Genomic DNA, 23,044 nt, shown 5'->3' with positions numbered 1-23,044 from the left:
CGCTGATCCAGCCGGATCAGCGGAATCCGTCGAGATGGTGGAGGAAGGACTCGTTGAGCCGGGCGCCGGCGATCCCGTCGATGAAACTCAGCACGATGATGACGGCGATCAGGGCGACGAACGCGAGCACGACCTTGCGCCACATGCTGACCGCACTCACCAGCATTCCCGCCGCCAGGAAGTAGAAGCCCGCGCCCAGCGAGGCGGCCAGGTAGGGAGTTCCGGGATCGTTGGCGTCCGCCGGCACCGAGTCGCCCGGAATGATCGACTTGGTGTTGTGCAGCGAGTCCGCGATTCCGGCCTCGCCGTTGGCGGGCATGACGACGGTGCCGACGGCGACGGCGAGGCCGATCATCGCGAGCAGCGCGACGACGAAGAGGATGTGCACCAGCGCGTGCGAGTAGGAGGCGCTGACCTGGAGTTTCCGGCGCACCTGCGCCGCCAGCCCCGGGGCGATCGGGAGGAGCAGGCGAACGATCACGAATCCGAAGAACAGCCGGATGTGCGACCAGCTCTGCTGGGCGAGCTGCCACCCGGTGATGGGGTCGGTGAAGGCCTTGATCGAATGGCCGGCCACGATTCCCGCGCCGCCGGGCGGTGCGTAACGAAAACTCAGGACCGGGAGGAACAGGGCGACGGCCAGGAGCGCCGCACCGATCAGCATGCCGCCGAACTCAGTTGCCGTTCTGTCGTCCTCCATGCGCCCAGAGGGTAGCGAGGAGTCAGGGCCCCGGTATTGGGAAATCGGAATTTCTCATTTCCGATGGCCCGGCAACCGGAATCCGGCGACCGGGCCATCGGCGGCGTCGGGTCGGCCGATGACGGTGGGTCAGCCGACGACGGTGGCCTTCTCGATCACCACGGCGTCCTTCGGCACGTCCGCGTGCCCGCCGGCCGAGCCGGTGCGGACGCCCTTGATCGCGTCCACCACGTCCTGGCCCTCGGTGACCCGGCCGAAGACGGCGTAGCCCCAGCCGGTCGGGTTCGGCGCGGTGTGGTTGAGGAACTCGTTGTCGCCGACGTTGATGAAGAACTGCGCGGTGGCCGAGTGCGGGTCGTTGGTGCGGGCCATCGCGACGGTGTAGGCCTGGTTCTTCAGGCCGTTGTTCGCCTCGTTCTGGACCGGCGGCTTCGTCGGCTTCTGCCGCATGTCGGGGGTGAAGCCGCCGCCCTGGATCATGAAGCCGTTGATCACCCGGTGGAAGATCGTGCCGTCGTAGTGCCCGGCGTTCACGTACTCCAGGAAGTTGGCGACGGTCTGCGGCGCCTTCTCCTCGTCCAGTTCGAGGACGATGTCGCCGTGGTTGGTCTGCAGCTTGACCGAGGTCATGGTGCTCCTTGGTGGGTTGACAGGGCAGGGCCAGCTTGCCACGGGACACAACGGCGAACGGCCCGCGCGGGGTGCGTCGGGCCGTTCGTGTCGTGTGGTGACCGGGTGTCAGTCGCGTGGTGGGAAGGCCGGGCGCCCGGTCAGCAGGCGCTGGACCAGGAAGCCGACCACGACGATCAGCGCGCCCATGACGGCGTCGGCCTCGTAGTGGTTGCCGGTGCAGATGATCACCGCGAAGGTGCAGAACGGGAAGAGCACGCCGAGCGTGCGCATGATCCGGCTCTTCGCCAGCTTGAACATCACCACGCCGCACCAGGTGGACCAGGCGATGTGGATCGAGGGCATCGCCGCGTACTGGTTGGAGACGCTGGAGACCGAGCTGGAGGCCCAGGAGCCCCAGGTGTGGTGGACCACGGTGGTGTCGATGAACCCCTCGCCGGTCAGGAAGCGCGGCGGGGCCAGCGCGAAGCAGTAGAAGCCGACCAGCGCGCTGAACGAGGCCACGCACAGCGCCGTCCGCGCCGACCGGTACTGCTCGGGCCGGCGGACGTAGAGCCACAGCAGCACGCCGACCAGGCCGACCATGTAGAGCGTCGCGTAGTAGTAGTTCATCCCGACGATCAGCCAGGTGATCTTGTTCGCCGCGTGGTTCGCCGACAGCTCGAAGCTGATGTGCAGGTGGCGTTCCAGGCTCAGCAGGTCGCTCGCGCGCTGCAGCGCGGCGTCCTTGTGGGTGGGGACGGCGTTGCGGGTCGCGTTGTAGAGCATCCAGCCGGCGCCGATCAGGAGCAGCTCGGCCCACCAGGCGGGCCGGCCGACCCGGAGCCAGCTCGCGGGGAGCAGGCCGCGCCCGGCGCGCCGGCCGACCGGATCCGCCGCCGTGGTCGGTGGCCGGTGGGTGGGTGTGAGCGTCATGGACTGGTCCTGGGGTCGGTGGACGGGGGCAGGTGCGCGTGGCAGGTGCGCGTGCGCGTGGTGCGGTCGGTCGGAGATCGCGGGGCCGTTGGTCAATCTACAACGTGTAGTAGTTCGGCTCCGGGCCCGCACCCGGAAATCCGGGAGAGCTCGGGGCCGATCTAGGGGGAACCCCCGAGGCCCGACCCCGCTAGCCGTGCGGGGCGGTCGGGTGCCGCAGCACGTAGACCTGCTTCGCGGTGTGGAACAGGTCGTGGGTGGAACTCGCCGCGAACCCGAGGCTGGTCCAGCAGGCCGCCGTCAGCAGCGCCGCGGCCACCAGCGGAGCCCGCCGGGTCGCCGCGGGCGGCGCCAGCAGCGCCCGGATCCGCCGCGGCACCGGACCGCCGGTGGCCGGCAGCAGCGGCTCCGGCCGTCCCCGGGGCGGCCCGGCCGACGGCGGCCGGGCACCCGGCGGACCATCCCCGGAGCGGTCACCGGAGCGGTCACCGGACTTGCGGGCCAGCGCGGCCCGGCCGAGCGCCCGGGCCATCACGGCCCGGTCCCCGACCTCGCGCGCGCCCTCCTCGTCCGCCCAGCGCTCGATCGCGTACCCGCCCTCCCGGGCCAGCGGGCCCAGCAGCGGACAGGCGGCGGCCGAGAGCTGCAGCGCCAGCAGGAAGACGTGGTGACGGTGGCGCAGGTGCGCCCGCTCGTGCGCGAGCAGCGCGGCCAGCTCCGCCCCCTCGACGGCGTGCAGCATCCCGGTCGAGACCACCACCCGGCCCCGCAGGCCGGGCAGGTTCGGCAGCGCGAACGCCTCCGGCAGGGGATCCTCCACCACCGTCAGGTCGCCGCCGGAGCGCGGCAGCGCACGGCACCGGCGCCACGCCTGGAACAGCACGCCGCCGCGCCGCCGGGCCAGCCGCGCCGCCCGCGCCGTGCCGACCACCAGGGCCAGCCCGCACAGCGTCGCCAGCAGCAGCCCGAACGGCTCCTGCGAGTGCAGGTACCAGACCGACCAGAGCTCCGCGTCGGCCACCACCCGGAGCTGCCCCAGCCCGGTGAAGGCCAGCAGCCCGAGCGCGCCGAGCCAGGAGGTGGCCGCGACCACCCCGGCCGCGGCCAGCACCCGGGCGGCCGGGGCCGGCGCCATCGACCGGGTCAGCCGCGGCGCGGCGAGGGCCAGCGCACCGCTGACCACCAGGGGGGTGAGGAAGCTCGGGCCCACGCGTCAGCGGTCCTCTCGCTCGACCGGCGGCGGGACCGGGGGGTGGCCGGCCAGCAGCCGCTGCACCAGCTCCTCGTCCTCGTCGGTCAGGTCCGAGACGAACCTGGCCAGCACCGCCTCCCGGTCCGAGCCGCGCTGCAGCAGCGAGTGCATCTGCCGCGCGGTGTGCGCGGCCTCGTCGCGCACCGGAGCGTAGGCGAAGGAGCGGCCGATCCGCTCGCGGCGCAGCGTGCCCTTCTCGTGCAGCCGGGACATGATCGTCACCACGGTGGTGTAGGCGAGGCGGCCGGGCAGGCGCTCGTTCACCTGAGCAGCCGTCAGCGGGCCCGGGGCCGCCCAGAGCACCGCCAGGACGCTGCCCTCCAGCTCCCCGGACGCTCTGCGCCCGCTCGGGGGCCGCTGCTCCGCCATCTCCGCCTTCTCCGCTTTCTTTCCCGCTTCTTTCCCGTCTGCCCGCCCGGGCCCTTCGTGCACCGGTGGGCCCGGCCGATGGTAACGACAGTATGTCGCGCGGTCGGACCGCCGGGACGCGGGGGTCCGCAGGCCCCGGGCCGGGACAGCGGTCAGCGCCGGTCGAGGTCCAGCTGGTCGGCCCGGGCGGCGCGTTCGGCGAAGACCGTCTCGCGGTTCTCGGAGCACTGGCGCATGGCCTTCAGCCGGTCGCGCTTGCCGAGGCGGTCCAGGTAGAGCCGGCCGAGCAGGTGGTCGGTCTCGTGCTGGAGGCAGCGGGCGAAGTAGCCGGTGCCCTCGATGGTGACGGGCTGGCCGTGCTGGTCCACGCCGTGCAGCACGCTGTGGTCCGGGCGGACCAGCGGGCGGTTGGCGCCCGGCACGGAGAGGCAGCCCTCCTGCTCCTCGACCAGGCGGCGGCGGTGCAGCGGGGTCGGCTCCAGCACCGGGTTGAGCACGTGGCCGACGTGCCGCACGCCCTCCTCGTCGTAGCAGTCGTAGACGAAGAGCCGCAGGTCGACGCCGACCTGGTTGGCGGCCAGGCCGACGCCCTCGGCGACGTACATGGTGGCGAACATGTCGTCGACCAGCTTGGCCAGCTCGGGGCTGCCGAAGTCGGCGGGGCCGGCCTCGCGGCACCGGCGGTGCAGCACCTGCTCGCCGACCTCGGTGATCCGCAGCACCTCGCCGGTGGGCGGGACGACCGGGTGGTCCGGGACGGGGGAGCCCTGGAGCAGCACGGTGGGGCGGGACGGGGTGGGGCTCGACATCTGACGGCCTTTCGGGCGGCTTCCACTGCTTGCGATCGCCTGCGATTGCTTGCTATCGGCTTTGCAAAGTAGCAGACTTTGCAAAGTGACTGAAGATCAGCAGGTTCCCGCAGTCGAAGAACTGCCCGAGCACGAGGTGCGCACCGCCCTGCTGCGCCTGCTCGCGGAGGAGGGGACCGCCACGTCCAGCACGGCCGCCGCCCGGCTCGGCTACAGCTCGGGGCTCTGCTCCTTCCACCTGCGCCGGCTCGCGCGGTACGGGCTGATCGAGGAGGCGCCGGCCCCGGACGGGCGGGCCCGGCCCTGGCGGCTGCGGCGCCCCGAGGGCGAAGCGGCGGCGGGGGATGCGAGCGGGGAGTTCGGCGAGCTGGCCCGTGGGCTGGAGGACGAGAGCTACCGGCGCTGGCTGGCCCGCCGCGCGGCGGCCGAGCCCGAGTGGCGGCAGGACGAGGCGTTCAGCGCGGTGCTCTACCTGACGCCGGAGGAGATGGCCCTGGTCTCGGGGGAGGTGCGCCGCCTGCTCACCCCGTACGCGGGCCGCGAGGGCGACCCGGCCCGGCGGCCGGGGCGGGCCCGGCCGGTGGCCGTGGTGTCCCGGGTCTTCCCGCTGCTGCCGGAGGAGGAGTGACCGCCGGGCCCGTCGACTGGCGCGCCAGTCGTGCGCTGTTCGCGGGGATCCTGCGCCGCCACGGGCTCGATCCGGAGGCGGTCGACGATGTCGAGGCGGCCTGGGCGGCGTTCGAGGAGTTCGCCCAGGTGCCGGTCGTCGGCGTGGCCGACGTTGCGGACGACGGCGACGGGTTCATCGCCGAGTGGGGCAGCTACTCCTGGAACGACGGCCTGCCCTCGCTCTGCTTCGGGCGGCAGTTCGCCGTGCCCGACCGGGAGGCGGGCGGGCAGCCGCAGTACTGGCGGGTCGACCTGGAGCTCTGCTTCGCCGCCCGCCCCGACCTCGCCGGAGTGGGCGCGCTCGAAGTCCAGGACACCGGCTTCGACTTCCCCGCGACCGGCCCGGCGCGCGCCGCCGCGCTGGCCGGGGCGCGCGCCTTGGTCCATGGGTACCCGCAGCTGGTGGCGATGTGGCGCAGTCGGCCGGTGCGGAGCCGGCTGACGCTCGACCAGGCCGGCTGAGGGGCGATTGGCGCTGCTCAGGCGGCCGGGGGTGCCGCCGGGTGGGCGAGCAGGTTGAGCTGCTGGTGCATCAGGGCGCTCACACCGGCCTGGTCGGGGGTGGCGGCCGTGAAGTAGTGGAGGTAGATCCCGGTGTCGCCCTGGTGGGCCATCAGGATCGCGCCGGCGTTGCCGAGCTTGTCCAGCTTGGTGACGGACAGACCGGTGGCCTGGTCGGCCGAGTCCTCGAAGACGGTGCCCTCGTCGGGGTTGTCCCGCCAGGAGGCGGTCATCCCGTCGTACCAGCTCGCCGCGCCGGTGGGGGCGGTGAACTTGACCAGGTAGGCGTGCACCTGGGTGCCGTCCTGGGCCCGCCAGGCCCTGGTGGCCGCGACCACGAAGCCGCGCCGGGTCATGATCGGCAGCTCGCCCTGCTGGGCGGACGGCGCGTACAGGAGCTTGACGAAGCCGTCGACGTCCTGGAGTCCGGTCTGGTCCGGCCACTCGTGCGCCCCGGCCGGCAGCGGCAGCAGACTCGCCGTCAGGGCCGCACCCGCCGGGTTGGAGCTCGGGTCAATGCTGGGAGTGGCCGAAGCGGAGGCGGAGGTCGATGGCGCCGACGGGGCGGACGGCTGCGCCGCCGTGGCCGACACGCTCGGCGCGGCGGAGGACGCGACGACCGGCGAGGCCGACCGGTCCGGCCCGCACGCCGTCAGCGCGCCCGCCAGGGCGACGGCGACGGCGGTGATCCGGAGAGACATGGGTATTCGCACGTCCGGGATCATGGCGGAAGCGCCGACGGGGCCACAAATCGACCGTCAGCAGCCCGGCCCGAGTAGCCTGCGCCCCATGACGACGAACGCCGATCTGGTCGTGGTGACCACTACCCACGAGGACGAGCCGAAGGCGCGGGCGCTCGCCCGGCAGGTGGTGGAGGCGCGGCTGGCGGCCTGCGCGCAGGTGTACCCGGTGCGGTCGGTGTACTGGTGGGAGGGGGAGGTGCAGGAGGCCGGGGAGTGGCGGATCGACTTCAAGACCAGGGCCGACCTGGCCGGCCCGCTGACCGGGTTCATCGGCGAGCGGCACGGCTACGAGGTGCCGGAGGTGATCGCCGTGCCGGTGGTGGCCGGAGCGCCCGGGTACCTGGAGTGGGTGCGCGAGGAGACGGTGGGCTGAGCGGCCGCGTAGGCTGGCCGGTCGTGATCGCTGCGACCCGGTTCCCGCCTCCCACCGAACGGCTGACGTTCAGTCAGATCGTCGAGGGCGACCTCGACGACCTGGCCGCGCTGCTCGCCGACCCCGAGGTGATGCGGTACTACCCGCGTCCCAAGACCCGGGAGGAGGCGCGCGGTTGGCTCGAATGGAACCGAGGGCTCTACGCGGAGCGCGGGTTCGGGCTCTGGACGGTGCGCCTGACGGCGACCGGGGAGTACCTGGGCGACTGCGGCCTGACGCCGCAACTCGTCGAGGGCGTCACCGAGATCGAGGTCGGCTACCACGTCCGGGCCGATCGGCAGGGGCGCGGCTACGCGACCGAGGCCGCGGCCGCCTGCCGGGACCATGCCCGCGAAGTGCTCGGGGTGAGCCGCCTGATCGCCCTCATCCACCCCGACAACCTGCCCTCCCAACGGGTCGCCGAGAAGATCGGGCTGGGCTTCGAGCGGACGGCGGTCAGCCGCTCGGGGCTGCCGGTGCGGGTGCACGCGGCGCGGCTCAGGCCGGCAGGGTAGTTCAGGCCGGCAGGGTAGTTCAGGCGGGCAGGGCAGTGATGTAGCCGTTGTTCCAGAAGATCGCCGCGCTCCCGTCGGTGCTCAGGCCACGGGCGTTCGGCTGGCCGAGCGGCGTCGCGCTGCCCTCGGCGGGGCTGCGGTGGACCCAGGCGGTGCGGTGGTCGGCGAGGCCGACGGCGACCACGCTCGCGCCGTCGGTGCCGGCGGCGAGCACCATCAGCTTGTCGCCGACCACCACGGGCGCGGCGGCCGCGAGCCGCACGGGGGAGGTCCAGAGCCACTGCGGCGAGCCGTCGGAGGTGCGCATGGCGAACACGGCGCCCGCACCGTAGGGATCGTCCAACTGCAGGACGGCGTACACCATGCCGTTCGCCGCGCCCGCGCCGGTGATCCGGCCGGAGACGCCCGGCGCCGCCGTGGACCAGTGCACGGTGCCGGAGGCCAGGTCGTAGGCGGTCAGCGTGGCGTCGGGCAGCGGGTCGGCGGTGAAGTAGGTGCCGGAGTCGGCGGCGAGCACCTGGACCCCGGCGTCCACCGTGGCGGTGGACCACTTCACCGACCCGTCCAGCTCGTTGAGGGCGACGACCTTGCCGGTCCGGTTGGTGATCAGGGTGCCGGCGCTCGGGTAGACGGTGCCGTCGAGCGGCTCGCTCTGCCAGGTCCGGGAGCTGCTGAAGGAGTGCCCGGTCAGCCGGTAGGTCTTCCGGTCGGCGGACGCGGCGGCGCGGAAGCAGGCCACATCGCCGTCCACGGCCAGCAGTTCGCCCTCGCCCCGGACCAGCTTCTCCAGCTGCTGACCGGTCGTCAGGTCGAAGGCCCGGGTCTCGCCGGTCTCGCCGTCGCAGACGTAGAGCGCGGAACCGTCCACCACCGCAGAGGAGTCGGGGCTCAGGCCGGAGTGCCACCGGGTGGTGCCGTCGGTGGAGTCGAGCGCCTCGACGGTGCCGAGCAGCACGGCGACGGTCTTGTCGGCCGGGGCGACCAGCACGGTGGCGAGGCTGTCGCGGGCCTGGTGCCAGAGCGGCGCCGGCGGGGTGCCGCCCGACTCGGGGGCCGGCAGTGGGGAGGCGTCGGGGCTGCTGGAGGGGCCCGGGGACGGCGCGGAGGGCGCGTTCATCCTGATGGCCAGCCAGCCGGCTCCGCCCACTGCGGCCAGGAAGCCCGTCCTGACGAGCAGTCGGCGGGGCAGCGACTGCGGCACGGCGGGGCGGGGGCGGGGCGGTGGGGCCGACTTCACCAGGGGAGCGGCGTCGGCGGGCGGGGCAGCGGGTTCGTCCGCCGGTGCGCCTGGCTCGGCGTCCGCCGGTGCGCGCAGCGGGGCGGCCAGGTCGAGCGCGACGGCGGCGTGGCGGGCGAGCTCGCCCGCGACCTCGGTCGGCAGCCAGGCCCGGGTGAAGAGGGCGGCCGCGCCGTCGGGTGCCAGCAGGCGGGCGGCGGCGCGCGGGTCGGGCCGGTCGGCCGGCCGCTTGGACATCAGCGCGCCGATCAACTCCCGCAGCGGGGGCGGGACGTCGCCGAGGTCGGGGTCCTCGTGGATCACCTTGTAGAGCGTGGCGGCGCCGTGGCCCGCGTTGCCGTGCGGGCTCGCGCCGGTCGCGGCGAAGGCCAGCACCGAGCCGAGCGAGTAGACGTCGGAGGCCGGTGTCAGCACCTGGTCGGCGGCCTGCTCGGGGGACATGTAGGCGGGCGTGCCGATGACGATCCCGGTGGAGGTCAGGTCACTGCCCTCGACGGCGCGGGCGATCCCGAAGTCGATCACCTGCGGCCCGGGCACGGCGAGCAGCACGTTGGAGGGCTTGAGGTCGCGGTGGATCAGGCCGCACCGGTGGATCGCCCCGAGCGCCTCGCCCAGCCCGGCGGCGAGCGCCCGGACGGTGTGCTCCGGCAGCGGGCCGGACCTGCGCACCACGCCGGCCAGGCTGGGGCCGGGCAGGTAGGCGGTGGCGAGCCAGGGGAGCGGGCCCTCGGTGTCGGCGTCCACCACGGCGGCGGTGTAGGCCCCGCCGACCGCGCGGGCGGCCGCCACCTCGCGGCGGAACCGGCGGCGGAATTCCGGGTCCTCGGCGAACTCGGCGCGGATCACCTTGAGGGCGACGGTGTGGCCGGTGGCGGAGCGGGCCAGGTAGACGCGGCCCATCCCGCCGGCGCCGAGCCGGGCGAGCAGCCGGTAGCGGCCGATCTCCGCCGGGTCCTCGGGCAACAGCGGTGGGAAGGCCGCGGTCTGACTGCCGATCAGGGAGTCCACGGGCCGGATCGTAGCCGAGGGGTGGGGGAGCGGGGCCGGTCGCGACGGTTCGGTTGCCGAACTGTCGAGGAACCGGGGAGCGGTGCTGCCGCTCCCCGGTCAACGGCGGTGCTGTCGGCGTCAGTAGCGGATCGCCGGCACGACCGGGCTGGCCGGCACGACCGGTGACGCCGGGACCACGGGGGACGCGGGCACGACCGGGGACGCGGGCACGACCGGCGAGGCCGGGACCACGGGGGACGCGGGCACCACGGGGGAGGCCGGCACCACCGGCGAGGCGATGGCGGGAGCGGCTCCGAGCAGCGCGATCGAGGCGGCGCCGGCGGCGAGCAGAACGGAACGGAGCATGACGGCCTGGTCCTTTCGGGAGGGTGGAGACGACGGGGCGGGCATTGATGGGAACATGTCTACCATGTGATATTTCACTGCGCCAGAGTTGACGAACTGTCAGCATGCGCGAGCGGGATGGCCAAGGCCCGCAGTCGCCTAGACGCTCGGACATGAAACCTGGACCCGAGGCCATTTTCCGTCCACGGGCCCCGGCCTAATGTTGACCACGTCAAGCGGACGAACCGCAGCAACGACGAGCTGACGAACTGCGGCAACGAACCGCAGCCGTACCAACTCCCCTGATCCGAGAAGGAAGTGGACACCATGCGCGCTGTCACCCAGAAGACCTTCGGCGGCCCCGAGGTGCTGGAGGTCGTGGAGACCGAGCGTCCCACCCCGCTGCCCGGCGAGGTCCTGGTCAAGGTGCACGCCAGTGCGATCAACCCGGTGGACACCTTCGTCCGCTCCGGTGCCTTCCCGCTGCTCGGCGAGCCGCCGTTCGTGCTCGGCTGGGACGTCTCCGGTGTGGTCGTGGAGGCCGCCGGCGGCGCCCGCTACGAGGTGGGCGACGAGGTCTACGGGATGCCGTTCTTCCCCCGCCAGGCGGGTGGCTACGCGGAGTACGTCGCCGCCCCGTCACGGCAGTTCGCCCTCAAGCCCGCCTCGCTGGACCACGTGCACGCCGCCGCGCTGCCGCTCGCCGCGCTCACCGCCTGGCAGGGCCTGGTCGACCTGGCGAAGATCGGCGAGGGCGACAAGGTGGTGGTGCACCGCGCGGCCGGCGGCGTCGGCCACCTCGCGGTGCAGATCGCCAAGGCCCGTGGGGCGTACGTGATCGCGCTGGCCAGCGCGGCCCGCGAGGAGTTCGTCCGGGGCCTGGGCGCCGACGAGGTGATCGACTCCCGTGCGGTGGACTTCACTTCGGTGCTCAAGGACGTCGACGTGGTCTTCGACTCGAACGCCGAGGGCGAGCGCTCGCTGGCCGTGCTGCGCGAGGGCGGCACCCTGGTCACCATCCTGGAGCACCGCGACGAGGAGCTGGCCGCCAAGGTCAGGGCGGCCGGGCGGCGGTTCGTCGGGGTCTCGGTGGAGCCCGACTACGCGGGGCTGGAGGCGATCGCCGCCCTGGTCGACGAGGGCAAGATCCGCCCCTTCGTCGAGCAGACCTTCCCGCTCGACGAGGCGGGCAAGGCGCACGCGCTGGTCGAGGACGGCCACGTGCAGGGCAAGATCGTGCTGACGGTCTGACCCGCGACAGCCACACTGACGACAGCCACACTGACGACAGCACCGACTGACGACAGCACCGACAACGGCAACAGCCGGGCGGGCCGCGCCGAGCGGCCCGCCCGGCACCCATCCTGGGGAGGCACGATGGACGTCCTGACCGAGGCGCTCGCCGCCATGCGCACCGGCTCGCCGGTGTCCGCCCGCACCGCCGGCCGGGCGCCCTGGGGGCTGCAACTCGCGCCGGTGCCGGGGGCGAGCTTCCACGTGGTGCTGCGCGGCACCTGCTGGCTGCTCGACGACAGCGAAGGGGGCGGCGGCACCAGACTCGCGCTCGGCCCCGGCGACGTGGTCTTCCTGCGGGACGGGCGCGGCCACGTGCTCGCGGACCACCCCGGCACGCCCGCCGTCGGGCCCGAAGGGTACGAGAAGACGCAGGACGGGCCGATCGCCCGGATCACCCTGGGCGGTGACGGGGTGGCGGCCGACCTGCTCTGCGGCGCCTACCACCTGGACACCGGGCGCAGCCCGCACCCGCTCTTCACCCAGCTGCCGGCGCTGATCCACCTGCCCGCCCGGCCCGGGGCGCACCCCGAACTCACCGCCGCCGTCCAGCTGCTGGGCGGCGAACTGGAGAACCCGCGGGCCGGCTCGCACGGGATCGTGCCGCTGTTGATCGACTCGCTGCTGCTCTACATCCTGCGGGCCTGGCTGGAGGACCAGCCGGTGAGCAGCGCCGGCGGCTGGGCGGGCGCGCTGCGCGACCCGGCCACGGCGGCCGCCCTCACCGCGATCCACGCCGAACCCGCCGCCCAGTGGACCGTCGCCTCGCTGGCGGCCGAGGCGGGCCTCTCCCGGGCCGGGTTCGCCCGCCGGTTCGCCGAGTTGGTCGGCGAGCCCCCGCTCGCCTACCTGACCCGCTGGCGGATGACCACCGCCGCCAAGCTGCTGCGCGAGGGCGACATCCCGCTGAGCACCGTGGCCGAACAGACCGGCTACGGCTCGGAGTACGCGCTCGGCAAGGCGTTCAAGCGGGAGTACGGCCAGGCGCCGGGCAGCTACCGGCGCCAGGCCCGGCTGGCGGCCTGACGGCTCGCCGGTTCAAGAGACGACTCACCAGGTCACTGTTCGGGCTGCTCGATCTCGGGCTGCTGGTCGGTGTCGAGGAGGAAGTAGCCGAGGAAGGTGACCCCGGCGTCCTGCGCGTCGAAGCGGGCGACCCGGGCGCCCTCCGGCTCGTAGAACACGTCGCCCGCCGTCAGCACCACGGCCGGTCCGCCTTCGAGCTGGTAGACGGCCGAGCCGGTCTCGATGTTGCCGAAGACCGGGGTGTTGTGGACGTGCAGCCCGGCGGCCGTGCCCGGGGCGAGGGTGATCCGGCGGATCTGCACCCGGTGCGCCGTGACCGGGGCGGGCAGCGGCTGGTCCAGCAGGACGGCCGCGGTGCGGCCGGGGATGTTCGGGGCACCGGCGGTCGACCGGGGGGAGGTGGGCACGTGTCGTCTCGCTCTCTCTGGGTGGGTGGCCTGCCGCATCACTGTACATACTAGTAGGTACAGCTGTCACGATCTTTCAACCCGAGGGTTGAGGCGCCCGGCGCCGCAGGCTTCCTAGGATGTGCCGGATCTGACGGACGATGAGGCGGCAAGCACACCACGGGGGACGAATGGGGCGGGTCCTGGCGGACCGTTACGAGCTGCGCGCGCTGCTCGGTCGGGGCGGGATGGGCGAGGTGTGGTCGGCCCTGGACACCATGCTCGGGCGCGAGGTCGCGGTGAAGCTGCTGCGCTCGCCGGTGGACGACGCGGGCGCCGCCCAGCTCTTCTTCCGCGAGGCCCGGACGGCGGGCGCGCTCAACCATCCCGGCGTGGTCACGGTGCACGACCTGGGCCGGGACGGCGACGAAACGCTCTTCCTGGTCATGGAGTTGGTGCACGGGCGGACCCTGGCCCAGGTGCTCCGGGAGGACGGCCCGCCGCCGGTCGAGCCGGCCGTGGAGTGGGCCGCGCTGATCGCCGACGCCCTGGAGGCCGCCCACGGCGCCGGCATCGTGCACCGGGACCTCAAGCCCGGCAACGTGATGCTGACCCCGTCCGGGGCGGTGAAGGTGCTGGACTTCGGCATCGCCCGGCCGTTGGCGGGCGGCGGCACCACCAGCACCACCATCATGGGCACCCTGGCCTACATGCCGCCGGAGCGCTTCGAGTCCGGCCGCCAGGACACCCGCGGCGACCTCTACTCGCTCGGCTGCCTGCTGCACGAACTGCTCACCGGCGCCGGCCCGTTCGCCGACGTCGAGGCCAGCGCGCTGATGTTCGCCCACCTGCGGCGCACCCCCGAGCCGCCGAGCGCGCGCCGCCCCGGCGTGCCGGCCGGGCTGGACGCGCTGGTGGCGCAACTGCTGGCGAAGGATCCGGCGGACCGGCCGGCCGGGGCGGCGCAGGTCGCGGCGCGACTGCGGGCCGTGCTCGCCGCGCCGCCGGCGCCCGCGCACCCGCCGACCGTGGTGGTGGGGCGCGCGGCCGTCGAGCGGGCCGAACCGACCGTCAGGCTCCGGCGGAGCGCCCGCCCGGCGCGGGGCGGTCGCCGCCCGCTGCTGGTCCTCGCCGCCGTGGTCGCGGCGCTGGCCGTGGCGGGCGGCACCGTCGCGGCGCTGGCCAACGGGACGGCCCCGAGGGTGCGCTGGTCCTTCGTCACCAAGGGCGGCCCCGGGCTCACCACCGCGGTCTCCCCGAGCACCGTGTACGCCGCCGGGGAGGACGGCACGGCCTACGCGTTGGACACCGTCGGCCACCAGCGGTGGGCCGAGCACGTGGCCTCCGCGTCCCAGGCGGAGTCCGCCGTCGCGCGGGACGGCGACAGCGTCTACGAGGTGGCCGACGGCGACCTCCGGGCGCTCGACCCGGCCACCGGCGTGACGAAGTGGTCGTTCACCGGCCGCTCCCTCACCGGTGCGCTGACGGCGGCCGGCGGACTCGTCTACGTCGGCGCCCGCAGCGGCGTCCTCTACGCGCTGGACGCGGGCACCGGCAGCCAGGACTGGACCTACAGCACCAACGACCAGCTGACCGCGTCGCCGACGGTGGTCGGCGGCTACCTGTACCTCGGCGGCACCGACGGCGAGGTGTACTGCTTCGAGGCGCCGATCGGCGTGCTCGTCTGGTCCGCCGACCTGGCGAGCCCGGTCCTCGACCAGCCCGCCGTCGACGGCGGCACGGTGTACGTCGCGGCGAACGCCGGAAAGGTGTTCGCGCTGGACGCGGCGACGGGCAGTCAGAAGTGGGCCTACACCACCGGGCCGATGGGCGCCTCCTCGCCGGCGGTGGCCGACGGAACGGTCTACGTGGGCAGCCAGGACCACAGCCTGTACGCCGTCGACGCCGCCACCGGCCACCTGCGGTGGACCTTCGCCACGGGCGGGCCGATCGACTCCTCGCCGACGGTGGGTCGCGGCACCGTCTACGTCGGCAGCGACGACCACAGCGTGTACGCCGTCGGCACGGCGAACGGTGCGAAGCGCTGGTCCGCCGCCACCGGCGGCGCCGTGCAGGGCCACTTGCTGCTCGCCGACAGCGTGCTCTACGCGGGCAGTCGGGACGGGAAGCTCTACGCCCTCAACCCTTGACGGCAGTTGACTGGTCGTCAATTCCCGTTCCACTGGTACACCGTCACGCCGCCGCCCGCCGCCACCACCCGGTAGCCGGCCGTCGGCAGTGCGGCCAGCGCGGTGAGCTGGTCGGGCTCCGGTACCGGGAAGTCGCCCGGGCGGTCGAGCGCCGCCACCCAGCGGGCCACCGGGCGTCCGACCGATCCGGCGGCGTTGGGGTAGGTCAGGTAGGGGAAGAGCGAGACCGTGCAGCGGTCGGTGAGTTGCGGCGCCAGCTGGTTGGCGGCGGCCACCGTCGCGCCGTCCGGGATCACCGCGAGCACCTGCCGGGCCTGGCGCACCTGCGGGTCGGGCCCGGACAGGTCGGGGCGCGGCGCGTGCGCCAGGGCGAGCACCAAGGCGAGCGCCGGTATCGCGCGGGCCGCCGGGCCCGTCCACCGGGGCAGTCGGCGCAGCCCGTCCGCCAGGGCCAGGAAGAGCACCGGCATCAGCACGGCGTTGTAGTGCAGCCCGGTGCTCCAGTAGGTGGGGTTGGTCGTCCAGAACCGGGCCGCCAGCGGCAGCACCGTCAGCAGGCAGAGCGGGGAGCGCAGCGCGACGAAGAGGGTCGGTGCCAGCAGCAGCTTGACGGTGTGCCACTTGGCTTCGGGCAGCAGCAGCCGGTTCAGCGGGTCGCCGTGCCAGGCGCCGTTGGCGGCGTAGGTGTAGCTGCCGCCCGGGTTGAACGCCGGCACCAGCACGAGCACCGCGAGCAGCGTGCCCGCGACCGCCGCGAGCACGGTGGCCGCGCCGAGCCGGCGCCCGCCGCGCCACCAGACCAGCACGCCGATCCCGGCCACCAGCAGCCCCTGGTCCTCCTTGACCAGCAGCAGCGGCAGCGCCCAGCAGACCGCCGCCCGGTGCTGTCCCCGGACCAGCGCCGCCACCGACCAGGCGGCCAACGGCACGGCCAGCGCCACCTCGTGGAAGTCGAACAGGTCGGCCCGGCACAGGCCCCAGGACAGCCCGTACGCCAGACCGACGGCCAAGCCCCTCGCGCGGCCGAGAAGTTCGACGGCGGTCCGGGTGACCGGCACGGTCGAGAGGGCGAACAGCACGGCCTGGGCGACCAACAGGGTCTGCGCGCCCGGGAAGAGCCGGTAGACCGGGGCGAGCACCGCGAGCAGTGGACTGAAGTGGTCGCCCAGCTGGTCGAATCCGGCGCCCTTGAGCGCCACCACCGGTGCGTGGCCCGAGGCGTAGCCGCGCACCGCCTCCTCGAATATCCCGAGGTCGAACCCGGTGGTCTGCATCCGCCATTGGCGCGGCAGTGCGAGCGCCAGGAAGTACAGGCCGATCGGGAGTGCGCCCAGCCACGGGATCAGGGAGTTCCAGGATGCTGGAGAAGTCCGTGCCGTTCGGCGGAACGGGGAAATCAGGGAAACCGGCCAGGAGTTGTCGTCGGGCTGTTCACGAGTCACCCGGACGACATTAGGAAAAGGCCGCTGAAGGGATTCTGAAAGAACCTGAGGATTTTTCAGGACGGACCTTCCCGGCGGATCGGTCAAGGGGATTCCACGGGAATGCGGAATTGACCTACGATGCGGGAATGCGCCTCTTGATGGTGGAAGACGAAGAGCGGCTCGCGCAGTCGCTCGGCCAGGGCCTGCGGGCCGAGGGCTACGCGGTCGACGTGGTCGGCGACGGCCTGCACGGGTTGGCCCGGGCCCGCGAGGGCGACTACGCGGCGATCGTGCTCGATCTGATGCTGCCCGGCCTCAACGGATTCCGGGTCTGCCGCGAACTGCGCAACGAGGGCAATGCGGTGCCGATTCTGATCCTGACCGCGAAGAACGGCGAGTACGACGAGGCCGAGGCGCTGGACTGCGGTGCGGACGACTTCCTCGCCAAGCCGTTCTCCTACGTCGTGCTGACGGCCCGGCTGCGCGCCCTGCTGCGCCGGGGCGGGGCCACCCGGCCCAGCGTGCTGTCGGTGGCCGACCTGCGGATCGACCCGGTGGCCCACCGCTGCACCGTGGCCGACCGGTTGCTGCCGCTGACCGGGAAGGAGTTCGGCGTGCTGGAGTGCCTGGCCCGGCGGCCGGACCAGGCGGTGCCGAAGACCGAGATCCTGGACGCCGTGTGGGACTCGGCGTTCCGCGGCGACGTCAACATCGTGGAGGTCTACGTGGCCGCGCTGCGGCGCAAGTTGGACCGGGCCGGCGCGGGCTGCCTGATCGAGACCGTGCGCGGGATCGGCTACCGGCTGGTGCGGCATGAGCGGTGACCGCAGGCCGATGGGAAGGCGGCCGCTCGGCATACCGTCCTGGCTGCCCTGGCCGGGCGTGCGGGCCCGCGCCGCGCTCGGCGCGCTGATCGCCTCGGCGATCGCCTTCTCGGTGATCGCGCTCTGGGTCGAGGACTCGGTGCACCGCCAACTGCTCGGCCGGGCCCGGGAACGGGCCGGGACGGCCGTGGAGAACGTGCAGTCCAAGATCCCGAACAGCCCCGACGAGTCCTACCAGGACGCCACCTACGTGGTGATGACGGTCGACGGACGCTGGCTGCGGTCCAACAAGATGTTCCAGGTGTACGAGACCGGCGCCTACCGCACCGGTCTGGTGCCGTTCACCCCGCAGGACGAGGTGGCGCTCGACCAGGAGATGACGGAACACCCCGACCGGGTGAACCCCTTCGGCCCGATCACGGCGACGTTCCCGCCCGGCCTCGGACCCGGTCCGGAGTCGAGCGCGCTCAAGGGCCGCACCCTGCAGTTCTACCGGGGCGTCACCAACCCGCTGAGCAGCGACCAGATCGCGCAGTACTCCGGGGTCGTCGGCCTGCCCAACCAGTCGCTCACCATCTACGTGATGGTCGACCCGCAGGAGGCCGACAAGACCGCCGCCGCCGTCACCAGCCTGCTGCGCTACCTCGCGCCCGCCGCCTCGCTCTGCGTCGCGCTCACCGCCTGGCTGGTCACCGGCCTGGCGCTGCGGCCGGTCGAGTCGATCCGGCGCCGGATGGCCGAGATCGGCGACGGCGCCTACCACGAGCGGGTGCCGGTGCCCCCGGGCCGGGACCGGATCGCCCGGCTGGCCGAGACCACCAACGACACGCTGGACCAGCTGGAACGCTCGCTCACCGAGCAGCGCCGACTGGTCGCGGACGCCTCGCACGAGCTGCGCAGCCCGCTGGCCGCGCTGCGCAGTTCGCTGGAAGTGCCGCTCGCCCACCCGGAGCAGGCCGACTGGCCGGCCGTGGCGGCCGGCGCGCTGGCCGAGACCGAGCGGCTCCAGGAGCTGGCCGACGACCTGCTGCTGCTCGCCCGCACCGAGGAGGCCGGCCGGGCGGGGGCGCAGGGGGCAGCCGGTGCGGTCGCGCGGGAGCCGGGGAGCGTCGAGCTGCACGACCTGGTGGCGGAGCAGCTCGCCGAGCGGGCCCACCTCGACCGGGTGCCGGCCTACCGGTTCGAGCTGGCCGAGGCCACCGTGCCGGGCCGCGAGGTGCTGGTCGGACGGCTGGTGCGCAACCTGCTGGACAACGCCGCCCGGCACGCCGGCAGCACCGTGACGGTGCGGCTGCGGACCGCCGACGGCTGGGCCGAGCTGACCGTGGACGACGACGGGCCCGGCATCCCGGCCGCCGACCGCGAGCGGATCTTCGACCGGTTCGTCCGGCTGGACACCGCCCGCAACCGGGCCGCCGGCGGCGCCGGCCTGGGCCTGGCCCTGGTGCGCACCATCGCGGGCACGCTGGGCGGCAGCGTGGCGGCCGAGGAGCCGCCCGTCGGCCGTGGCGCGCACCTGGTGGTGCGGCTCCCGCTGATCGGCGAGGCGCAGGGCGGGAGTTGATCACTGCTCAGCCGAAGTGACGCACCGTCAGCTGGTCCCCCGGCCGGTACGGCTGCCAGTCGGGGGCCTCGGGGCGGCCGGTGGCGGTGAAGGAGGCGGCCGCCCGGGAGAAGGTGCGGGCCAGCTCGCGGGCGGCGGGGGAGGGGGCGCCGAGCATCGGGCTGTCGGGGTAGGCGTCGAGGGTGTCGAAGAAGAACGGCAGCTCGGCGCAGTGCGCGGCGCCCAGGCGCTGCGGGTCCGGGTCGGGGCTCCGGTCGAACTGGTAGACGTAGGCGGGGTGCCCGGCAGCCGCGTGGTGGTCGGCGATGGCCGTCGTGCCGTCGCGGAAGAAGCGCTCGGTCGCCACCCCGGTCAGGGCCGCGGCCGGGCCGGCCGCCGCCAACTGGTCGAACCGGCCCGCCCGGTCGCCGGCGAGGGCCCGCGCCTGCTCGAAGGTGAGGGCCCGCACCCGGGGGTCGAAGGCGAAGAAGGCCGTCATCTCGTCCTCGGTGGTGCCGGTCAGCAGCGCCTTGCCGTCCAGTCGGCCGGCCGCCACCGCCCGCTCCCACCGCTCGGGCACGCCGAACCCGCCGAGCACCGGGTAGAGCGGCGGCGCCACGTCGCCGGCTCGGGAGAGCTCGCCGGCCAGCTCGCGGTAGGCGGCAAGCAACCGGTCCGCCGGCACCTCGCGCAGCGCGGCCGCACCGGTGACGCCGAGCAGGGCGAGCAGGCGGCGGCTGCGCTCCGCCGCCTCGCCGGGGTCCTGCGGCGCGAGCCCCCACGGGCCGCTCTGGGTGATCACCCGGTCGACCAGCGGGCCGGTCAGCGGATCCAGCGCCAGGTAGAGCGCGGAGAACGCCCCGGCCGACTGCCCGCCCACCGTCAGGCCGCGCGGGTCCCCGCCGAACGCCGCGATGTTGCGCCGCACCCAGCCGAGCACCGCCGCCTGGTCGCGCACCCCCAGGTTCTCCACGCCCTCCTCCGGCAGGTGCAGGTAACCGAGCGGCCCGAGGCGGTAGTTGGCGGTCACCACCACCACGTCGCCGGCCGCCGCCAGCCGGCCGCCGTCGTACCAGCTCCAGCCGCCGCTGCCGCTGGTGAACCCGCCGCCGTGGAACCAGACCAGCACCGGCCGGTCCTGCGCCCCGCGCGGCGCCCAGACGTTGACGGTCAGTGAGCCGTCCTCGGCCCAGTCCGGCACCCGGGTGCCCATCACCGCCTCCAGCCGGGACGGGTCCTGCGGGACGGCCGGTCCCGGCCGGGCCGCGTCCCGCACCCCCGGCCACCCCGGGTGCGGCGCGGGCGCGGCGAACCGCCGCACGCCCACCGGGGAGGCCGCGTACGGGACGCCCCGGAACGCGGCGACCGCGCCCTCGACCACCCCCCGGACGCTGCCCGACTCGGTCTCCACCACGGGCCGTTCGTTCGTGCTCATCGCTGCCGCCCTTCCTGTCGTCCCGCTGGTCGTCGCCCCGCTGGTCGTAGCCCCGTTGGTCCTCGCCCTCTTGGTCGTTGCCCTGTTGGCCGGGGACTCCTCAGGTCTACAGTCGGACGGCGGATACCGGCGAGGAGCCAGGTGTCGGCTTCGCGAAGTACGCCAACGATCATGGAAATCCGACGGAAGTGAGACAGGTGCAGCCCGTGCTGGATGCCATCGACCGCCGGATCGCCGCCGTGCTGATGGCCGCGCCCCGGGCCTCCTGGCGCACCGTCGCCGAGGTGCTGGGCGTCTCCGAACGCACCGTGGTCCGCCGGGCCGCCCCGCTGCTGCACTCCGGGGTGCTGCGCCCGACCGCCGTCCGCAACCCCGCCCGGCATCCCGGGCTGGTGCCGATCGCGCTGCGGATCCGCTGCCGGCCCAGCCGGATCAAGGCGATCGCCGCCGGACTCGCGCGCCGGCCCGACACCGTGTGGGTGGACGTGCTCGGCGGCGGCAACGAGATCAGCAGCGTGCTCTTCCTCGAAGGCCCGCAGGCCCGCACCGCCCTGCTGCTGCGCGACCTGCCCGCCACCGCCGACGTGCTGTCCTGGGACGCCCACGACCTGATGAAGGTGCACCCTGCCGGCTTCAGCTGGAGCGCCGGCCTGCTGACCGAGGACCAGTACGCCGCACTCACCCCAGTCCCGCCCGAGCCCGCCCCCGCGCCCGAGCCCGGACCGCTGGACGCCCGGCTGATCGACCAGCTGACCGCCGACGCCCGGGCCGGCTGCACCGAACTCGCCGCCCGGCTCGGCAGCTCCGCCACCACCGTGCGCCGCCGCCTGGACCTGCTGCTCGGCGCGCACCTGCTGCGCCTGGCCACCGAGGTGGACCTGCGGCTGCTCGGGGTCGGCAGCGAGGCGCTGCTCTGGATCACCACCGGACCCGGCAGCCTGGACGGCACCGGGCAGCGGCTCAGCCGGCACCCGCAGGTGCGGTTCGCCGCCGCGACCACCGGCGCGGCCAACCTGCTGGTCGCCGTGGCCGCCGAGGACCTGGGCGGGCTCTACGACTTCCTCACCGGCACCGTCGGCGCGCTCGACGATGTGCGGGCCTTGGAGGTGACGCCGATCCTCAGTTCGGTCAAACGCACCGGACTGCTCCGGCCGGCTGACTGAGCGTCAGAGCTTGCGGTACATCAGGTGCAGCCCCACCAGCCCCTGGTCCGGGTGGGCGAAGGCCTCCGGCACGGTGCCGAGGATCTCGAAGCCCAGCGACTGCCACAGGTGCACGGCCGGGGCGTTGGCGGCCACCACGGCGTTGAACTGGATGCCGTGGAAGCCCTCGGCGCGGTGCCAGTCGATCACGTGCTCGCCCAGCGCCCGGCCGATGCCCCGGCCCCGGTGCGCGGGATCGACCAGGAAGGAGGCGGTGCCGATGTGCGCGCCGTGGCCCGACCGGTTCGGGCCCATCTTGGCCGAGCCGACCACCGCGCCGCCCTCGACCGCGACCACGGTGCGCCCGGGCGGCTGCTCCATCCACCAGGAGCGGGCCTCCTCCAGGGTCTGCCGGAGCGGGAACGCGTAGGTCCGGCCCTCGGCCATGGTCGAGGCGTAGAACGGGAAGATGCGCGGCCAGTCCTCGGCCGTCGCGACACGGATCTCCATCGGCGCACGCTAGCAGTGCTGCTGAGGCGGTGTCAGCTCGGATCCGCCAGCCCGGAATCGTCAGATCAGCCGGTCGCGGTGGGCGGCGGCGCGCTCGCGGACCAGCCCGGCGAACCGCTCCCGGCTGCGGTACTGCTCGGCCCGCTCGCCCTCCTCGTCGCCCGCCGCCACCGGCTCGGTGTGCTCGGTGTGGTCGTCGAAGAGCAGCCAGCAGCCGTGGATCCCGGCCAGCAGGTCCTCCAGCAGGTCGCGGGCCGGGCGGCGCGGGTCCAGCGGGGTCAGCCGCAGCCCCGGGCCGAGCGCCTCGGCGCGCTCCTCCTCGGAGCAGTCGGCCAGGTCCTCCTCCAGCGCCTCCAACTGCTCGCGCAGCGCGGACGGATCGGGCAGCGTGCCGTCCGCCACCAGCATGGCGTGCCGGACCAGCCCCGTCACCGTGTCGTACGGCGAGACCCCGGCCTCCAGCAGCTCCAGCACCAAGGTCGGTGTCTCGTGCGGCAGTTCCTCGATCGCGTCCGCCTCCAGCACCACCTCGGCCGGCGGCTCGCCGGAGACCTCGGCCGCCACCTGGGCCGCCGCGCCCAGCCAGTGCGCGGCGGCCACGGCGGCGGCCGTCGGGTCGATCACCGAGAAGATCGTGGCCGGCCCGAACGGGTCCTTGTCCAACAGCCGGTCCGCCGCCGCGACCTGGGCCGGCGAGGCGCCCTCCCGGCTGAGCGCCACGGCCTGCTGGGCCCGCCCGGTCAGGTCGCCCAGCTCCGCCTGCTCCACCGCCGCCAGCTCGGTGGCCGCCTCGGCCAGCACCGCCGCCGTCAACTCCCGCTCGGCGAGGACGTGCAGGGCGCGGCCGGCGCGGTGCGCGGACTCGATCAGCGGGCTGTACGAGACGGTCAGCGAGCCGTCCTGCGGCAGGTGCGGATCGGTGAGCGCCCGCGCCACCTCGGCGAACGCCTGCCGCTCCTGCTCCCGCCGCCAGCCCTCGCTCTCCGAGTCCAACGAGCCCGCCGAGGAGGCCGGGTGGGTGTAGGTGGCCCAGGCCGCCGCCGACAGCTGGGTCAGCGCTCTGGCCAGCCGCAGCAGCAGGGTGGGCTCCGCCGTGGCGGGCAGTCCCGTGATCCGCGTCGCGAGCGAGCCGCCGCCGGTGCTCCAGGTGGCGATCAGCTCGTGCCGCTCGGGATCGACGCAGTAACGGGTCATGCCACCCTACCTCCGGGTCCGCCGGGTCAT

The 23,044-nt window shown here is 74.1% G+C and carries 24 protein-coding genes; 10 read left to right on the top strand and 14 right to left on the bottom strand.

Features of this window, described 5'->3' with window-relative positions; all coding sequences use genetic code 11:
• Positions 1-16 precede the first annotated feature (16 nt).
• From FHX73_RS35450 to def, 6 genes are all read right to left on the bottom strand, one after another.
• Positions 17-700 carry a hypothetical protein gene (locus tag FHX73_RS35450; RefSeq protein WP_145910111.1) on the bottom strand — a complete coding sequence of 228 codons (684 nt, stop codon included), beginning with the start codon at positions 698-700 and terminating at the stop codon, positions 17-19.
• A 129-nt stretch (positions 701-829) separates the two neighbouring features.
• Complete coding sequence (locus tag FHX73_RS35445; RefSeq protein ID WP_145910110.1) at positions 830-1,330, bottom strand: peptidylprolyl isomerase; 501 nt, start codon at positions 1,328-1,330, stop codon at positions 830-832.
• Between the two features lie 108 nt (positions 1,331-1,438).
• Positions 1,439-2,245 (bottom strand): phosphatase PAP2 family protein, encoded by an 807-nt coding sequence (locus FHX73_RS35440; RefSeq protein WP_145910109.1) that lies wholly within the window; start codon positions 2,243-2,245, stop codon positions 1,439-1,441.
• A gap of 190 nt (positions 2,246-2,435) precedes the next feature.
• A complete protein-coding gene (locus FHX73_RS35435; protein WP_211786433.1) occupies positions 2,436-3,455 on the bottom strand; it encodes a M56 family metallopeptidase in 1,020 nt (339 codons plus the stop codon).
• A gap of 3 nt (positions 3,456-3,458) precedes the next feature.
• Positions 3,459-3,866 (bottom strand): BlaI/MecI/CopY family transcriptional regulator, encoded by a 408-nt coding sequence (locus tag FHX73_RS35430; protein ID WP_145910108.1) that lies wholly within the window; start codon positions 3,864-3,866, stop codon positions 3,459-3,461.
• 152 nt (positions 3,867-4,018) lie between these two features.
• A complete protein-coding gene (gene def / locus FHX73_RS35425) occupies positions 4,019-4,675 on the bottom strand; it encodes a peptide deformylase (RefSeq protein WP_145910107.1) in 657 nt (218 codons plus the stop codon).
• Positions 4,676-4,760: 85 nt separating this feature from the next.
• Between def and FHX73_RS35420 the strand changes: the two genes are divergently transcribed.
• Positions 4,761-5,303, top strand: a complete 543-nt coding sequence (locus tag FHX73_RS35420; protein WP_246214085.1) for an ArsR/SmtB family transcription factor — start codon at positions 4,761-4,763, stop codon at positions 5,301-5,303.
• Positions 5,300-5,806 (top strand): hypothetical protein, encoded by a 507-nt coding sequence (locus tag FHX73_RS35415; RefSeq protein WP_145910105.1) that lies wholly within the window; start codon positions 5,300-5,302, stop codon positions 5,804-5,806. Before FHX73_RS35420 ends, FHX73_RS35415 begins: the two co-directional genes overlap by 4 nt.
• Positions 5,807-5,823: 17 nt before the next feature.
• Here FHX73_RS35415 and FHX73_RS35410 read toward each other — a convergent pair whose 3' ends face one another.
• Positions 5,824-6,546 carry a hypothetical protein gene (locus FHX73_RS35410; RefSeq protein ID WP_145910104.1) on the bottom strand — a complete coding sequence of 241 codons (723 nt, stop codon included), beginning with the start codon at positions 6,544-6,546 and terminating at the stop codon, positions 5,824-5,826.
• A gap of 88 nt (positions 6,547-6,634) precedes the next feature.
• On the opposite strand from FHX73_RS35410, the gene cutA reads away from it, so the two are divergent.
• Positions 6,635-6,961 carry a divalent-cation tolerance protein CutA gene (gene cutA, locus FHX73_RS35405; protein WP_145910103.1) on the top strand — a complete coding sequence of 109 codons (327 nt, stop codon included), beginning with the start codon at positions 6,635-6,637 and terminating at the stop codon, positions 6,959-6,961.
• Between the two features lie 23 nt (positions 6,962-6,984).
• Complete coding sequence (locus FHX73_RS35400; RefSeq protein ID WP_211786432.1) at positions 6,985-7,515, top strand: GNAT family N-acetyltransferase; 531 nt, start codon at positions 6,985-6,987, stop codon at positions 7,513-7,515.
• 19 nt (positions 7,516-7,534) lie between these two features.
• On the opposite strand, the gene FHX73_RS35395 is transcribed toward FHX73_RS35400, so the two are convergent.
• Both FHX73_RS35395 and FHX73_RS46770 read right to left on the bottom strand, forming a co-directional pair.
• Entirely contained in the window at positions 7,535-9,760 is a 2,226-nt protein-coding gene (locus FHX73_RS35395; RefSeq protein WP_145910102.1) for a protein kinase domain-containing protein, read from the bottom strand.
• A gap of 120 nt (positions 9,761-9,880) precedes the next feature.
• Positions 9,881-10,108: a hypothetical protein gene (locus FHX73_RS46770; protein WP_145910101.1), complete on the bottom strand. Its 228-nt coding sequence runs from the start codon at positions 10,106-10,108 to the stop codon at positions 9,881-9,883.
• Positions 10,109-10,414: 306 nt separating this feature from the next.
• On the opposite strand from FHX73_RS46770, the gene FHX73_RS35385 reads away from it, so the two are divergent.
• Both FHX73_RS35385 and FHX73_RS35380 read left to right on the top strand, forming a co-directional pair.
• Positions 10,415-11,338, top strand: coding sequence for an NADP-dependent oxidoreductase (locus FHX73_RS35385; RefSeq protein WP_145910100.1), 924 nt, complete (start codon positions 10,415-10,417; stop codon positions 11,336-11,338).
• A gap of 126 nt (positions 11,339-11,464) precedes the next feature.
• Positions 11,465-12,406: an AraC family transcriptional regulator gene (locus tag FHX73_RS35380; RefSeq protein WP_145910099.1), complete on the top strand. Its 942-nt coding sequence runs from the start codon at positions 11,465-11,467 to the stop codon at positions 12,404-12,406.
• A 32-nt stretch (positions 12,407-12,438) separates the two neighbouring features.
• On the opposite strand, the gene FHX73_RS35375 is transcribed toward FHX73_RS35380, so the two are convergent.
• A complete protein-coding gene (locus FHX73_RS35375; protein WP_211786431.1) occupies positions 12,439-12,813 on the bottom strand; it encodes a cupin domain-containing protein in 375 nt (124 codons plus the stop codon).
• A gap of 170 nt (positions 12,814-12,983) precedes the next feature.
• Here FHX73_RS35375 and FHX73_RS35370 point away from each other — a divergent pair, with 170 nt between their 5' ends.
• The gene (locus FHX73_RS35370; protein ID WP_145910097.1) at positions 12,984-14,942 is read left to right on the top strand and encodes a serine/threonine-protein kinase; all 1,959 of its coding nucleotides are present in this window, start codon (positions 12,984-12,986) and stop codon (positions 14,940-14,942) included.
• A 17-nt stretch (positions 14,943-14,959) separates the two neighbouring features.
• Here the strand turns inward: FHX73_RS35370 and FHX73_RS35365 are convergent, their stop codons facing one another.
• Positions 14,960-16,384, bottom strand: a complete 1,425-nt coding sequence (locus tag FHX73_RS35365) for a DUF2079 domain-containing protein (RefSeq protein ID WP_211786430.1) — start codon at positions 16,382-16,384, stop codon at positions 14,960-14,962.
• A 128-nt stretch (positions 16,385-16,512) separates the two neighbouring features.
• Between FHX73_RS35365 and FHX73_RS35360 the strand changes: the two genes are divergently transcribed.
• Together FHX73_RS35360 and FHX73_RS35355 are read left to right on the top strand one after the other, a co-directional pair.
• The gene (locus tag FHX73_RS35360) at positions 16,513-17,190 is read left to right on the top strand and encodes a response regulator transcription factor (protein WP_145910096.1); all 678 of its coding nucleotides are present in this window, start codon (positions 16,513-16,515) and stop codon (positions 17,188-17,190) included.
• Positions 17,191-17,200: 10 nt separating this feature from the next.
• Positions 17,201-18,754, top strand: coding sequence for a sensor histidine kinase (locus FHX73_RS35355; RefSeq protein WP_170305226.1), 1,554 nt, complete (start codon positions 17,201-17,203; stop codon positions 18,752-18,754).
• A 7-nt stretch (positions 18,755-18,761) separates the two neighbouring features.
• Here FHX73_RS35355 and FHX73_RS35350 read toward each other — a convergent pair whose 3' ends face one another.
• The gene (locus FHX73_RS35350; protein ID WP_145910094.1) at positions 18,762-20,168 is read right to left on the bottom strand and encodes a carboxylesterase/lipase family protein; all 1,407 of its coding nucleotides are present in this window, start codon (positions 20,166-20,168) and stop codon (positions 18,762-18,764) included.
• A 206-nt stretch (positions 20,169-20,374) separates the two neighbouring features.
• On the opposite strand from FHX73_RS35350, the gene FHX73_RS35345 reads away from it, so the two are divergent.
• Positions 20,375-21,331: an Lrp/AsnC family transcriptional regulator gene (locus FHX73_RS35345; RefSeq protein WP_342795349.1), complete on the top strand. Its 957-nt coding sequence runs from the start codon at positions 20,375-20,377 to the stop codon at positions 21,329-21,331.
• 3 nt (positions 21,332-21,334) lie between these two features.
• Here the strand turns inward: FHX73_RS35345 and FHX73_RS35340 are convergent, their stop codons facing one another.
• Together FHX73_RS35340 and FHX73_RS35335 are read right to left on the bottom strand one after the other, a co-directional pair.
• Positions 21,335-21,820, bottom strand: coding sequence for a GNAT family N-acetyltransferase (locus FHX73_RS35340; RefSeq protein WP_145910093.1), 486 nt, complete (start codon positions 21,818-21,820; stop codon positions 21,335-21,337).
• Between the two features lie 60 nt (positions 21,821-21,880).
• Positions 21,881-23,014, bottom strand: coding sequence for a hypothetical protein (locus FHX73_RS35335; RefSeq protein WP_145910092.1), 1,134 nt, complete (start codon positions 23,012-23,014; stop codon positions 21,881-21,883).
• Positions 23,015-23,044: the final 30 nt, after the last annotated feature.

The sequence above is a fragment of the Kitasatospora viridis genome (assembly GCF_007829815.1).
In the GTDB taxonomy this organism is placed as follows: domain Bacteria; phylum Actinomycetota; class Actinomycetes; order Streptomycetales; family Streptomycetaceae; genus Kitasatospora; species Kitasatospora viridis.
Note: the sequence above shows the minus strand (reverse complement) of the source record. Positions and strands in the feature narration are given on the sequence as shown.

Excerpts from the sequence above, each read along its gene's own strand:
- FHX73_RS35450 (WP_145910111.1), bottom strand. The coding sequence starts at position 700 with ATGGAGGACGACAGAACGGCAACTGAGTTCGGCGGCATGCTGATCGGT.
- FHX73_RS35445 (WP_145910110.1), bottom strand. The coding sequence starts at position 1,330 with ATGACCTCGGTCAAGCTGCAGACCAACCACGGCGACATCGTCCTCGAA.
- FHX73_RS35440 (WP_145910109.1), bottom strand. The coding sequence starts at position 2,245 with ATGACGCTCACACCCACCCACCGGCCACCGACCACGGCGGCGGATCCG.
- FHX73_RS35430 (WP_145910108.1), bottom strand. The coding sequence starts at position 3,866 with ATGGCGGAGCAGCGGCCCCCGAGCGGGCGCAGAGCGTCCGGGGAGCTG.
- def (WP_145910107.1), bottom strand. The coding sequence starts at position 4,675 with ATGTCGAGCCCCACCCCGTCCCGCCCCACCGTGCTGCTCCAGGGCTCC.
- FHX73_RS35410 (WP_145910104.1), bottom strand. The coding sequence starts at position 6,546 with ATGTCTCTCCGGATCACCGCCGTCGCCGTCGCCCTGGCGGGCGCGCTG.
- cutA (WP_145910103.1), top strand. The coding sequence starts at position 6,635 with ATGACGACGAACGCCGATCTGGTCGTGGTGACCACTACCCACGAGGAC.
- FHX73_RS46770 (WP_145910101.1), bottom strand. The coding sequence starts at position 10,108 with ATGCTCCGTTCCGTTCTGCTCGCCGCCGGCGCCGCCTCGATCGCGCTG.
- FHX73_RS35385 (WP_145910100.1), top strand. The coding sequence starts at position 10,415 with ATGCGCGCTGTCACCCAGAAGACCTTCGGCGGCCCCGAGGTGCTGGAG.
- FHX73_RS35380 (WP_145910099.1), top strand. The coding sequence starts at position 11,465 with ATGGACGTCCTGACCGAGGCGCTCGCCGCCATGCGCACCGGCTCGCCG.
- FHX73_RS35370 (WP_145910097.1), top strand. The coding sequence starts at position 12,984 with ATGGGGCGGGTCCTGGCGGACCGTTACGAGCTGCGCGCGCTGCTCGGT.
- FHX73_RS35360 (WP_145910096.1), top strand. The coding sequence starts at position 16,513 with ATGCGCCTCTTGATGGTGGAAGACGAAGAGCGGCTCGCGCAGTCGCTC.
- FHX73_RS35355 (WP_170305226.1), top strand. The coding sequence starts at position 17,201 with ATGGGAAGGCGGCCGCTCGGCATACCGTCCTGGCTGCCCTGGCCGGGC.
- FHX73_RS35350 (WP_145910094.1), bottom strand. The coding sequence starts at position 20,168 with ATGAGCACGAACGAACGGCCCGTGGTGGAGACCGAGTCGGGCAGCGTC.
- FHX73_RS35340 (WP_145910093.1), bottom strand. The coding sequence starts at position 21,820 with ATGGAGATCCGTGTCGCGACGGCCGAGGACTGGCCGCGCATCTTCCCG.
- FHX73_RS35335 (WP_145910092.1), bottom strand. The coding sequence starts at position 23,014 with ATGACCCGTTACTGCGTCGATCCCGAGCGGCACGAGCTGATCGCCACC.